Here is an 11,949-nt window from a genome sequence, read left to right as displayed (position 1 = left end):
TTTTCCCATGCGCCTGCGGTCCGTGACCACGCTGCTCGCCACGCTCGTCCTCGCGCTCGCCGTCCCTACGGTGGCCGAGGCGACCCCCGGATCCGGGGTGACCGGGACGATCTTCGAGCAGAAGACGGTCGGGGACACCGACTACGTGCTGCGCGAGGTCGTCATCCAGCCCGGCGGGTACACCGGCTGGCACTACCACGACGGGAAGCTGTACGCGTACGTCAAGGCGGGCACGCTGACGCACAACTCGGCCGACTGCGGACTCGACGGCCTGTACCGGAAGGGCGCCGTCTTCACCGAGCCGAGCGACACCGTCCACATCGGACGGAACCTCGGGACGACGCCGGTGGTACTACGGGTGCTTTACGTGTTGCCGCAAGGGAGCCCGCTTTCGGAGGACGCGCCGAACCCGGGTTGTCCTTTCTAGGCACCGAACCAGCCGGCGACGTCGAGACGGAAGCCGTCGGCGGGCGCCATCACGCGCAGATCGGTTTCGAGCGCGCGAACCCTGTCGGCGCCCAGCGCGTCGACCCAGTCCTTGCGCAGCTCGTCGAAGATCGCCGCGGACCGGCCGAGTGAGTCGATACCGCGGCCGGTGAGCCGCACGACCTTGCGCCGCGCGTCGGCCGGGTCGTCGGCGCGCTCGACGTAGCCGAGCTGCTCCAGCTTGTCGACGGTCTTGCCCGCCGCCTGCTTGCTGACCCCGAGCCGCCGCCCGATCTCGCTCGCCGTCGCGCCGTCGCGGCCGATCGCCTGCATGGCGAAGCCGTACACCGGGCGGACGTCGGGATGCCCCTGCTCGGCCAGCTCGGCGTGCAACCGGTCGATGATCGAGCGGAAGCCCGCGAACAGCAGGAGCGGCAGTTCGAACCCGGGCGCGTCGGAAACGCGCTTGCCTTGTTCGACAACTTGGTTTACCTTTTCGTCAACCACGTTGACCATCTTAAGGGGCTGCCTTGTTCACCGATCACACCCTCGAAACCGCGCCCGAAGCCTCGCGTCGCTTGATGGAAGCGACCATCCGGAAGTTCGGGCACCTCCCCACCGCCGTCGCCCGGCAGGCGTCGTCGCCTGAACTGCTCGACGGGTTCCTGAGGCTCAGTGCGAGCTTCGAGAAGACCACGCTCGAACCCCTCGCGCGGGAGACGGTCGTGATGACCGTGGCGACGCGCAACGGCTGCGAAGTGTGCGTCGAGATCCACACCGGCAGACTGAAGGGTCACCACGCGGACGACGACGTCATCGCGGCGCTTCGCTCGCAGGAGCCCGTGCCCGACGAGCGCCTGGAAGCCGTCCGGCAGTTCACGCTGGCGGTGCTCGAAACCGCAGGCGGGGTGGACGACGAGACGCTGCAGGTCTTCTTCGGGCACGGATTCACCGAGCGGAACGCGCTCGAAGTCGTCATGGGCATCGGGGCTTACACGATGTCGACCCTGGCGAACAGGCTCATCCGCGCGTAGTCGCCGTCGCTTTACGTGATCACCCCCTCGCGGCCCTGCGTCACTCCAATGGCCGCCGATCTTGATGTATCTGGGCAGTCCCGGCCGTCTCCTGTCTTGTGCAGCCGAAAGTTCGCCACCCGCGGCGCGGCGCACCGGCGGTCTGGCCTGCCGAGGGGGCAGACCAGACCGCCGAAAAAGAAAACGTTCCACAGGTGTGGGGGTACGCGAAGGCCTCCTTCCCTCGGTTAAGCCGAGTGAAGGGGGCCTTCACGTGTCTTCTGCGCAATTAGTCCTCTGAATGCGGGAGGGCGGCGGCTTGCGAGCCGTCGGGATCGGGTGGGTCGTGAGTGGCGATTCGGGTCAAGGCCAAGCGTGTCTTAGGTACCTACTGCCGGGCGGTTTCGTGTGGCTGGAGGGACGACACGCGGCGAGGGCCTGCCATCACGCGTGTCGTCCATCGGATCACGCGTGCCGTCCGACCGGTCACGCGAAAACACCGGCCCGGTCCAGCGCTCACCACAGCCTCATCCCGGGCCTTCGCAAGTTGCCGACTAGTTTCGGAGCGAGTCAGGCCTCGAGCGCCCAGCGCACGTAGCGCATCTTCGGCGCGAAGCCGGCCTTCTCGAAGACCCCGACCGCCCCGGACGGGTCCGCCGAGTCCACGTTGAGGCTGGCACGGTCGTAACCCTGGTCGGCGGCCTCACGCAGCGCGTGCCCCATCAACGCGCCAGCGATGCCTCGCCGCCGGTACGCCCGAAGCGTCCCGATGAGCATGAAGTGCGCGTCGCGAACGCCCGTGGCCTCCGTGTCGGCCTCCCAGTACATGGTCACGAGCATCCCCACCGGAGCGCCCGTCTCCACCTCCCGGAGCAGGAAACTGATCTCGGGGCGGAAAGTCTGGTTGGTGATCTTGTTCCGCCACAGATCGACGGGCATCTGCACCGCGCCCCAGTAGTCCCGGTACGCCTCGTTCCGGACCGTCCGGAAGTCGTCGTCGTTCCGCTCCGACCACAGCTCGACCCGGAACCCGCCGGGGATCTCCGGATCGCCGAAAACGCCGAGCGGGTGTTCCATCCGCTGGAAGTAGCGCACCGGCGTGAACCCCCGGGACCGGACGAGTTCGGCCAGGCCCGCGATGCGCTCGGGCCGGTTGACGTCCACCACGAGCTTCGAAGCCGGGTGATGCAGTGCGTGCACGACCTTGGCCGCCGCTACCCCCGCGTCGACGAGCGCGCCACCGATCCCCCGGCGGCGATACCCGGGATGGACTCCGCCGTCGAGGAAGACACGATGGACCTCTTCCGCGGACGGCTTGAAGCGGATCTTCATGTAACCGGCCATCACGTCGCCGTCGAACGCGGCGAGGCTCGCCCGCTCCAGGTCCGCGTACGGGTCGACCAGTTCCTGAAGGGTGTCTTCCGCCGTGTAGTTCTCACCGATCCTGTCGGCGGTCTCCATGACGTTGAGGAGATCCGCGGACGCCTCGGCGTCTTCGCGGGTGAGCGGCCGCCACGTCAGGTCGTGCATGTGGCTCAAGGTAGCCCCGCGCGGGCGGGGTGTCGCCGGGTTTTCGGTGGGCGCAGTAGGGATCGAACCTACGACCGCTCGGGTGTAAACCGAGTGCTCTCCCGCTGAGCTATGCGCCCGGGAGGTGGCACCCGCGCACGGGTGCCACCGGTGAAGACTCAGGCCAGGGAGGCCACGGCCTTCTTCCACGCCTGCTGGTCGCGCGCCTCGCCGGGCTGGTTGATCTCGGCGAACCGCACGACGCCGTCCTTGTCGATCAGGAAGGTGCCGCGGGTGGCCAGGCCGGCCGTCTCGTTGAAGACGCCGTAGGCCTTCGCGACCTCACCGTGCGGCCAGAAGTCCGAGAGCAGCGGGAACTGGTAGCCCTCCTGCTCGGCCCACGCCTTGAGCGAGAACGGGGTGTCCACGGACACACCGATGACCTGGACGCCGTTGCCGTCGTAGTCCGCGAACTCGTCACGGAGCTGGCACAGCTCGCCGGTGCAGATACCGCTGAACGCGAACGGGTAGAACACCAGCAAGACCGGCTTCTCGCCCTGGAAGGACGACAGCTTCACGGCCTGCTTGTTGTAGTCGTTGAGCGTGAAGTCCGGGGCTTGCGTTCCGACCTCGACGGCCATACCGGCGGTTTCCTCTCAAGAGCGAACAGGGGCCTGCGACGACAACCCTATCGTGTCGATCGCACGGCTCCCGGGGTCACCGCTTGGTCTTCGACTTCGGCGACACCAGCCGCGTGCCCGCCCACTTGGGACCGGCACTGATATTGGCTGTCTGCGCCAATCCGACCTGCGGTACCGCCTCGGCGATCTCGCTCGGCTCGACATGCCCTGGTTGCCCCGTCTTCGGGGTCAACACCCAGATCACGCCGTTCTCGTTCAAGGGGGTCCGGACCTCGATCAGCGTGTCACCGAGATCACCGTCGTCCTCGCGCCACCAGAGCAGCACCACGTCGATGACCTCGTCGGCGTCCTCGTCGAGGATGTCGCCGCCGATCTGTTCCTCGATCGCCGCACGAAGATCGTCGTCGACGTCCTCGTCCCAGCCGATCTCCTGGACCACCATGTCCGGCTTGATCCCGAGCCTTTCGGCGACGCTGCTCTGATCAGCGTCTCCCGCGGCGACCACTGCTGTCACTCCTCCAACTACGACGGAGCGTGGTGTCGCTCGGCCGGATCGACCGGGCAAGCACCACACTCGGGTACATGATGCCCGTTAGCGAACACTGGTGAAGCGATCCGCGCAACCGTCCACACCGGATCTTGAACAACTCGTGTCGCGGCGTACGGACATTCAGCCCACTCTCGGGGGTCAATTCGGGCGCGCTTGGGCACCCCCGAACGGCCTGCTTTAGGGTGAGAGAGAAAACGCGCGCGCGAGTACAGGCGCGTGCGAGGCGTGTCGCGTTCGGGTCCGCGAACGTTACCGATCAGTAGCGGTGACGCGAACGGAACCGGAGGACGACGATGGAAGGCGACACGCCCGCGTACGAGCAGAACCAGCTACCACCTTTCGCAAGGAGACCCCTTGGCCCCGCAGAACGACGGCGCCTCCGGCAAGGAGACCCCGGCACGCGTCCGCGTCATCCGTGACGGATTGGCGGCGCACCTGCCCGACATCGACCCGGAGGAGACTGCCGAATGGCTGGACTCCTTCGACGAGGCGCTGGCCAGGGGTGGTCAGCAGCGCGCCCGGTACCTGATGCTGCGCATCCTCGAGCGGGCCAGGGAACGCCACGTCGGCGTTCCGGCGCTGACGTCGACCGACTACGTCAACACCATCCCCACCGAGAACGAACCCTGGTTCCCCGGTGACGAGGAGATCGAGCGCCGCTACCGCGCCTACATCCGGTGGAACGCCGCGATCATGGTGCACCGCGCGCAGCGTCCCGGCGTGGGCGTCGGTGGGCACATCTCGACCTACGGCTCGTCCGCGGCGCTGTACGAAGTGGGCTTCAACCACTTCTTCCGCGGCAAGGACCACTCCGGCGGCGGCGACCAGATCTTCATCCAGGGTCACGCCTCCCCCGGCATCTACGCTCGCGCCTTCCTCGAGGGCAGGCTGAGCGAGCACCAGATGGACGGGTTCCGCCAGGAGTTCTCGCACGCGGGCGAGGGCGGCGGCCTGCCGTCGTACCCGCACCCGCGGCTGATGCCGGAGTTCTGGGAGAACCCGACCGTGTCCATGGGCCTCGGCCCGATGAACGCGATCTACCAGGCCCGGTTCAACCGTTACATGCGCGATCGTGGCATCAAGGACACCAGCGACCAGCATGTCTGGGCGTTCCTCGGCGACGGCGAGATGGACGAGCCGGAATCGCGCGGCCTCATCCACGTGGCCGCGAGCGAGGGCCTCGACAACCTGACCTTCGTGATCAACTGCAACCTGCAGCGGCTCGACGGCCCGGTGCGCGGCAACGGCAAGATCATCCAGGAGCTGGAGTCTTACTTCCGCGGCGCCGGCTGGAACGTCATCAAGGTCATCTGGGGCCGCGAGTGGGACTCGCTGCTGCACGCGGACCGTGACGGCGCCCTGGTCAACCTCATGAACACCACGCCGGACGGCGACTTCCAGACCTACAAGGCCAACGACGGCGCCTTCGTCCGCGAGCACTTCTTCGGCCGCGACCCGCGGACCAAGGAGCTGGTCAAGGATCTCACCGACGCCGACGTCTGGAACCTCAAGCGCGGCGGGCACGACTACCGCAAGGTCTACGCGGCCTACAAGTCGTCGCTGGAGCACCACGGCCAGCCGACGGTGATCCTGGCCCACACCATCAAGGGTTACGGCCTCGGCCCGTCCTTCGAGGGCCGCAACGCCACGCACCAGATGAAGAAGCTCACCCTCGACGACCTCAAGCTGTTCCGGGACGCCCAGCGCATCCCGATCAGCGACGAGGAGCTCGAGCGCAACCCGAAGCTGCCGCCGTACTACCACCCGGGCAAGGACTCGGCGGAGATCGAGTACATGCTCGGCCGCCGCAAGGCGCTGGGCGGTTTCCTGCCGGAGCGTCGCCCGAAGGCCGCGAAGGCGCTTGTGCTGCCGGGCGACAAGGTCTACGAAAGCATCCGCAAGGGCTCGGGCAAGCAGGAGGTCGCCACCACGATGGCGTTCGTCCGGCTCGTCCGCGAGCTGGCGAAGGACTCCGAGATCGGCAAGCGGATCGTCCCGATCATCCCGGACGAGGCGCGCACCTTCGGCCTCGACTCGATGTTCCCGACGGCCAAGATCTACAACCCGCACGGCCAGACGTACACGTCGGTCGACGCGAGCCTGATGCTGGCCTACAAGGAGTCCGAAAAGGGCGTCATCCTGCACGAGGGCATCAACGAGGCGGGGTCCACCGCGTCGTTCACCGCCGTCGGCACCTCGTACGCCACGCACGGCGAGCCGATGATCCCGATCTACATCTTCTACTCGATGTTCGGGTTCCAGCGGACCGGTGACGGCCTCTACGCCGCGGCCGACCAGATGGCCCGCGGGTTCGTGCTCGGCGCCACCGCCGGCCGAACCACCCTGACGGGTGAGGGCCTGCAGCACGCCGACGGGCACTCGCTGCTGCTGGCGGCGACCAACCCGGCCGTCGTGGCCTACGACGCGGCGTGGTCGTTCGAGATCGCCCACATCGTGCGGGACGGTCTGCGCCGGATGTACGGCGAGACCGGGCCGGACGGCAACGGCGAGAACATCTTCTACTACATGACGATCTACAACGAGCCCTATCAGCAGCCCGCCGAGCCGGAGAACCTCGACGTCGACGGCCTGCTCAAGGGTCTGTACCGGTACGCCGACGCCCCGTCGGGCGACGGTCCGGAGGCGCAGATCCTGGTGTCCGGCGTCACCATGCCGGACGCGCTGCGGGCGCAGCGGATGCTGGCCGAGGAGTGGGGCGTACGCGCGGCCGTGTGGTCGGCGACGTCGTGGACCGAGCTGCGGCGCGAGGCCGTCGCGGTCGACCACGACAACCTGCTCCACCCGGGCGACTCGCCGCGTGTGCCGTACATCACGCAGAAGCTGTCCGGCGCGAACGGGCCGGTCGTCGCGGTTTCGGACTGGATGCGTGCCGTGCCGGACCTCATCCGCCCGTGGGTGCCGACGGACATGCTGACGCTGGGCACCGACGGGTTCGGGTTCTCCGACACCCGCCCCGCCGCCCGGCGGAAGTTCCTGGTCGACGCCCAGTCGATCGTGGTCGGCACGCTGAGCGCGCTCGCCAAGCGCGGCGAGGTCGACCGGTCGAAGGCGGCGGAGGCGGCGCGCAAGTACCGCCTCGACGACGTGTCCGCCGCGGGTCCGCAGTTGTCGGACTCCGGTAGCGCCTAGAGACGCTATGAAAGGCCCGTTACTTGCAAATTTTGCAAGTAACGGGCCTTTCCTTGCATCCGGCGGCGACCAGTCTAGAGTGATACATCGGATGTTTCTGGGGGCGAACAGAGAGGGTGAGCGAGTGTGACGAAGCGTCGACTGCCGAAGCCGAGTGAGCTGAAGCAGATCCTGCGGCCGAAGCCGATCGTGCTCAACCCGACCGAACGGCGGCTGGCGGGCGCGCACACGATCGCCGACCTGCGGATGCTCGCCCGCAAGCGGACGCCGCGGGCGGCGTTCGACTACACCGACGGCGCCGCGGAGCTCGAAGACAGCCTGCGCCGAGCGCGGCAAGCCTTCCGTAGCATCGAATTCCACCCGAACGTCCTGCGCGGCGTGTCCGATGTGGACACGAGCAAGGAGATCCTCGGCAAGCGTTCGGCACTACCGTTCGCGTTCGCGCCGACCGGGTTCACCCGGATGATGAACCACGAGGGCGAGTCCGCGGTGGCTCGCGTCGCGCAGCGCAACGGCATCCCGATGGGGCTGTCGACGATGGCGACGACGTCGATCGAAGACCTCGCGGCGGCCGCCCCGGAGGCTCGCAAGTGGTTCCAGCTCTACGTCTGGCGTGACCACAAAGCGGGCGAAGATCTGATGAATCGCGCGTGGGCCGCCGGGTTCGACACGCTCATGCTGACCGTGGACACCCCTGTCGCGGGCGCGCGGCTGCGCGACGTCCGCAACGGGCTGACCATTCCGCCCGCGCTCACGCTCAAGACGTTCGTCGACGGCGCGATGCATCCCGCGTGGTGGATCAACCTGCTGACCACCGAGCCGCTGACCTTCGCGTCGCTGAGCCAGTTCGACGGCACCGTCGCCGAGCTGCTCAACCAGCTCTTCGACCCGACCCTGAACTTCGACGACCTCGACTGGGTCCGTCAGACCTGGCCGGGCAAGCTCGTGGTCAAGGGGATCCAGAACGTCGACGACGCGCGTGACGTGGTCAAGCACGGCGCCGACGCGGTCCTGCTGTCCAACCACGGCGGGCGTCAGCTCGACCGCGCGCCGACACCGATCGAGCTGCTGCCCGCGGTGCTCGACGAGATCCAGGGCGACGCGGAGGTGTGGGTCGACACAGGCATCCTCTCCGGCGGCGACATCGTGGCCGCGATCGCGCGCGGCGCCGACGCGGTGCTCATCGGGCGCGCGTTCCTCTACGGCCTGATGGCCGGGGGCGAGCGCGGCGTCCAGCGGTGCGTGGACATCCTGCGCGCCGAGATGACCCGGACCATGCAGCTGCTGGGCGTCCGCACCCTCGCGGACCTCAAGCCCTCGCACGCCACCATGCGCTGACCAAACGCAATTCGTCCTCTGAACGCGGTACTTGCGTCACGCGAATACCGCGTTCAGAGGACGAAACGCGAGGTCAGCGGGCTGCGGCCCTGACTCCCGAAGGAGCGGTGCGGACCTGCTTGGCCGTACGGTTCCAGCTCCACCAGCCGTGCACGACCAGCCCGGCGAACACGATGTAGACCGCGGCCGAGAAGTAGAGGCCCGACGAGAGCTGGAGCGGCACGCCGATCGCGTCGACGACCAGCCACACCAGCCAGAACTCGACGAGACCCGCGCCCTGCGCGGCGAAGGCGACCAGCGTGCCGACGAAGATCGCGGCGTCCGGCCATGGCGCCCACGAGGCGTTCAGCGCGTCGAGGACCAGCGCCATCGCGGTGGTGCCGATCGCGAAAGCGCCGAGCATCGCCAGGCGCTCGCCGAGACGGCCCTTGCGGACGACGACGCCGTAGACCGGGTCGCTGCGGCGGGACCAGGCCCACCAGCCGTAGATCGAGATGACGAGGATCGCGATCTGCCTGGTCGCGAGCCCGCCGAGGTGTGCGGAGAGGTAGACCGAGAACAGCAGCACGGTGGCGCCGACCTGGACCGGCCAGGTCCACAGCGTGCGGCGTTGCGCCAGGAAGACCACGGCCAGCGCGAAGACCTGCCCCGCCAGCTCGGCGAAGGAGATCCACTGTCCGAGCACCGTGACACCGTTGTGCAGCAGGAAGTCCACGTCCGCACCCCTCTCCGTCTACCGCTCCAACATGCTCCGATCCGGCGCCATTCCCTAGGGAGTGTGAGGTGCGGAACAGCCAGGTGGAGTAGCCGAAAGGGACTTTGCCCGCGTAAGACGCGACGAAGGGGCCCTTCACCGCGTGTCATGCGGCGATGGACCCCTTCAGCTCCACACGGGCCCGGTGCCTTCCTCGATCACCGGGCCCGCGGGATGCTCAGGAATCTACGCGACCGATGCCCACGGGCGAAGTAGGCGGCTCCGAATGGACCTCCTGCTTTTCGGGAGCGGCGTCGAGCTGGCCCTGCAAGGTGGCCAGCCAGCCCTGCCAGCGGTCCTGTGCCGGCTTGATCAGGCCACCGCCGAAGCCGACGACGATCACGCCGCCGATGGTGGCGAGCACGGTGATCAGGACCGGCCCCGTCACCGCTGTCGCGATGTTCACCTGGCCGAGCGCGGCGATGATGCCGAACGCCATGATCAGCCAGTAGGCGACGGTGCCGAGCAGCCGTCCGGCGGGCCGGGTGGACAGCGCCCCGGTCACCAGGTCGCGGACGACCTTCGCGACGGCGGCCGCGACGATCACCAGGACCAGCGCCACCAGGATCCGCGGCAGGAACGCGATGATGTCGTTGAGCAGGGCACTGACCGGATTGCTCTCACCGAATACGCCGAACGCGAGTTGCAACGCGATCAGGAGAATGAAGTAGTACACGAGTTTGACGAGGATCCCGCCCGCGTCGACATTCGCTTGTTTGAGCGTTCCGGTGAGTCCGGTCTTCTCGATGAGCTTGCCGAAACCGATCTTCGACAGAACAAGTCCCAATGCCTTTGACACCGCCTTCGCGATCAACCAGCCGATCAGCAGGATGATCAGGAATCCGGCCAGTTTCGGCACGAAGGTGGCGACAAGGTTCCATGCTTGTCCCAGACCGTCTTTCAGCTGCTCGCCCACGGCGAACTCCCTCCTCGGCGCATCCGCGCCCTACCCGGTGTTGCTTGCGAGGGATCGTTGATCACAGGCACCGCAGCGGCAACTCGGCGACCCACGATCGAGTGAGTGAACTAGCGGGAAAAGATCGACAAGTCCCATACTTGTTCTACCGGTGGGGACCGGGGAGACGAGGCCGTCCGGCGCAGCGTAAAACGCGAGCGCCGGGCGGCCTCGAGTATTATCCGAGCACTTTTCACAATTCATCGAAGCATCCGCGCGCCGACTGTCCACTTAGGACGCGGGTGGCGAAGGGCCGCAGGATGACGGCCACCTTTGCCCACCGGACTAGGATCGGCTGACCATGGCTGATGCGACTTCCGGGCGGCATGTGCCCAAGCACCACGGGCTGTCCGCCAAGACCCTCAAGCGGCTTGAGCACGCCTCCGGCCGACTCGCGAGCGCGAGCGTCGCGGTGATGGAGGAGCGGCTGAGCTGGTTCTCCCGCCTTCCCGCCGACCAGCGCGCGAGCGTTCTGTTGATCACCCAGGCGGGTGCCGCCGGTTTCGTCGACTGGCTCCGCGACGCGAAGGAGGCGCTCTCCCTCACCACCGAGGCGTTCCGCGAGGCGCCCGCCGAACTTTCCCGCTGGGTGAGCCTGCGGCAGGCGGTCGGCATGGTGCGGCTGGCGATCGAGGTGTTCGAGGAGCAGCTGCCCGAATTCGCCGCGAACGAGGCGGAACGTGCCGCGCTGATCGAAGGGATCCTGCGCTACGGCAGGGAGATCGCGTTCGCCGCCGCCAACTCCTACGCGGCCGCCGCCGAGGCACGCGGCGCCTGGGACGCGCGCCTGGAAGCGCTGGTCGTCGACGGCATCGTCCGCGGTGACGCCGAGGAGGCGGTGCTCTCCCGCGCCGCCGCGCTCGGCTGGGATCCGGCCGCGCCCGCCACCGCGCTGGTCGGCACCCCGACGTCGGACGACCCGCCCGCCGTCGTGTTCGAGGTGCGCAGCCGCGCCGCCCGGGTCGGGCGCCCCGTGCTGCTTTCGGTGCAGGGGTCCCGGCTGGTCGTGGTCGTCGCCGGTCCCACCGACGGCAGCATCAAGGACCGCGAGATCCTCACCAAGCTCTCCGTCGCCTTCGCCGAGGGCCCGGTCGTCGCCGGGCCGACGGTGCCCACCCTCGCCGAAGCGCACCACAGCGCGACAGAGGCGCTCTCCGGCCTGCGCGCCGTCGTCGGCTGGCCCGGCGCGCCGCGGCCCGCGAGATCGATCGATCTCCTGCCGGAACGCGCGTTGTCCGGCGACCCCGAGGCCGAACGCCTGCTCGTGGAGCAGATCGCCCGGCCGCTTGAGGAGGCGGGCCCGGCGTTGCTGCGGACGGTGGAGACCTATCTCGACAGCGGCGGCGTCCTGGAAACCTGCGCGCGGACGCTGTTCGTGCATCCGAACACCGTCCGGTACCGGCTGCGGAAGGCGGCCGAACTCACCGGCCGCCACGCCGCCGAATCACGCGACGCTTGGGTGCTGAAGGTGGCGCTGACCGTCGGGCGGCTGGCCCGGGCCCGCGGCCTCTGGTGAGTGGCGGGGGGGGGGGGGGGGGGGGGGGGGGGGGGGGGGGGGCCGGGGGGGGGGGGGGCGGGGCCCCCCCCCCCCCCCCCCCCGCCCCGCCGCGGCG

At 68.4% G+C, this 11,949-nt stretch carries 11 protein-coding genes and 1 tRNA gene; 5 read left to right on the top strand and 7 right to left on the bottom strand.

All coding sequences use genetic code 11. The features are described 5' to 3' along the window. The first annotated feature begins 7 nt into the window (after positions 1-7). Positions 8-427, top strand: coding sequence for a cupin domain-containing protein (locus ACZ6YV_RS43120; RefSeq protein ID WP_465515185.1), 420 nt, complete (start codon positions 8-10; stop codon positions 425-427). Here ACZ6YV_RS43120 and ACZ6YV_RS43115 read toward each other — a convergent pair. After that, a complete protein-coding gene (locus ACZ6YV_RS43115; protein ID WP_465515184.1) occupies positions 424-942 on the bottom strand; it encodes a MarR family winged helix-turn-helix transcriptional regulator in 519 nt (172 codons plus the stop codon). The two genes, ACZ6YV_RS43120 and ACZ6YV_RS43115, sit on opposite strands and share 4 nt — an antisense overlap. Positions 943-956: 14 nt before the next feature. On the opposite strand from ACZ6YV_RS43115, the gene ACZ6YV_RS43110 reads away from it, so the two are divergent. Next, positions 957-1,460: a carboxymuconolactone decarboxylase family protein gene (locus ACZ6YV_RS43110; RefSeq protein WP_465515183.1), complete on the top strand. Its 504-nt coding sequence runs from the start codon at positions 957-959 to the stop codon at positions 1,458-1,460. Positions 1,461-2,009: 549 nt separating this feature from the next. Here the strand turns inward: ACZ6YV_RS43110 and ACZ6YV_RS43105 are convergent. From ACZ6YV_RS43105 to ACZ6YV_RS43090, 4 genes are all read right to left on the bottom strand, one after another. Then, positions 2,010-2,969, bottom strand: a complete 960-nt coding sequence (locus ACZ6YV_RS43105) for a GNAT family N-acetyltransferase (protein WP_465515182.1) — start codon at positions 2,967-2,969, stop codon at positions 2,010-2,012. Between the two features lie 47 nt (positions 2,970-3,016). Then, positions 3,017-3,088: transfer RNA gene (locus ACZ6YV_RS43100), tRNA-Val, on the bottom strand. A 39-nt stretch (positions 3,089-3,127) separates the two neighbouring features. Continuing rightward, positions 3,128-3,589, bottom strand: coding sequence for a peroxiredoxin (locus tag ACZ6YV_RS43095; protein WP_005164956.1), 462 nt, complete (start codon positions 3,587-3,589; stop codon positions 3,128-3,130). Between the two features lie 76 nt (positions 3,590-3,665). Further along, a complete protein-coding gene (locus ACZ6YV_RS43090; RefSeq protein WP_005164955.1) occupies positions 3,666-4,094 on the bottom strand; it encodes a DUF3052 domain-containing protein in 429 nt (142 codons plus the stop codon). Between the two features lie 399 nt (positions 4,095-4,493). On the opposite strand from ACZ6YV_RS43090, the gene aceE reads away from it, so the two are divergent. Beyond that, positions 4,494-7,289, top strand: a complete 2,796-nt coding sequence (gene aceE / locus ACZ6YV_RS43085; protein ID WP_465515181.1) for a pyruvate dehydrogenase (acetyl-transferring), homodimeric type — start codon at positions 4,494-4,496, stop codon at positions 7,287-7,289. Positions 7,290-7,415: 126 nt separating this feature from the next. Further along, a complete protein-coding gene (locus ACZ6YV_RS43080) occupies positions 7,416-8,627 on the top strand; it encodes an alpha-hydroxy acid oxidase (RefSeq protein WP_465515180.1) in 1,212 nt (403 codons plus the stop codon). Between the two features lie 73 nt (positions 8,628-8,700). Here ACZ6YV_RS43080 and ACZ6YV_RS43075 read toward each other — a convergent pair whose 3' ends face one another. Both ACZ6YV_RS43075 and ACZ6YV_RS43070 read right to left on the bottom strand, forming a co-directional pair. After that, complete coding sequence (locus ACZ6YV_RS43075; RefSeq protein ID WP_465515179.1) at positions 8,701-9,342, bottom strand: nicotinamide mononucleotide transporter family protein; 642 nt, start codon at positions 9,340-9,342, stop codon at positions 8,701-8,703. 217 nt (positions 9,343-9,559) lie between these two features. After that, positions 9,560-10,297, bottom strand: coding sequence for a mechanosensitive ion channel family protein (locus tag ACZ6YV_RS43070; RefSeq protein WP_465515178.1), 738 nt, complete (start codon positions 10,295-10,297; stop codon positions 9,560-9,562). A gap of 340 nt (positions 10,298-10,637) precedes the next feature. Between ACZ6YV_RS43070 and ACZ6YV_RS43065 the strand changes: the two genes are divergently transcribed. Further along, positions 10,638-11,852, top strand: a complete 1,215-nt coding sequence (locus tag ACZ6YV_RS43065; RefSeq protein WP_465515177.1) for a PucR family transcriptional regulator — start codon at positions 10,638-10,640, stop codon at positions 11,850-11,852. Positions 11,853-11,949: the final 97 nt, after the last annotated feature.

This window comes from Amycolatopsis sp. NPDC102522 (genome assembly GCF_055584485.1).
This window is presented reverse-complemented; position numbering and strand designations above follow the sequence as displayed.

Coding starts and splice junctions, on each gene's coding strand:
- ACZ6YV_RS43120 (WP_465515185.1), top strand. CDS start 8: ATGCGCCTGCGGTCCGTGACCACGCTGCTCGCCACGCTCGTCCTCGCG.
- ACZ6YV_RS43115 (WP_465515184.1), bottom strand. CDS start 942: ATGGTCAACGTGGTTGACGAAAAGGTAAACCAAGTTGTCGAACAAGGC.
- ACZ6YV_RS43105 (WP_465515182.1), bottom strand. CDS start 2,969: ATGCACGACCTGACGTGGCGGCCGCTCACCCGCGAAGACGCCGAGGCG.
- ACZ6YV_RS43095 (WP_005164956.1), bottom strand. CDS start 3,589: ATGGCCGTCGAGGTCGGAACGCAAGCCCCGGACTTCACGCTCAACGAC.
- ACZ6YV_RS43065 (WP_465515177.1), top strand. CDS start 10,638: ATGGCTGATGCGACTTCCGGGCGGCATGTGCCCAAGCACCACGGGCTG.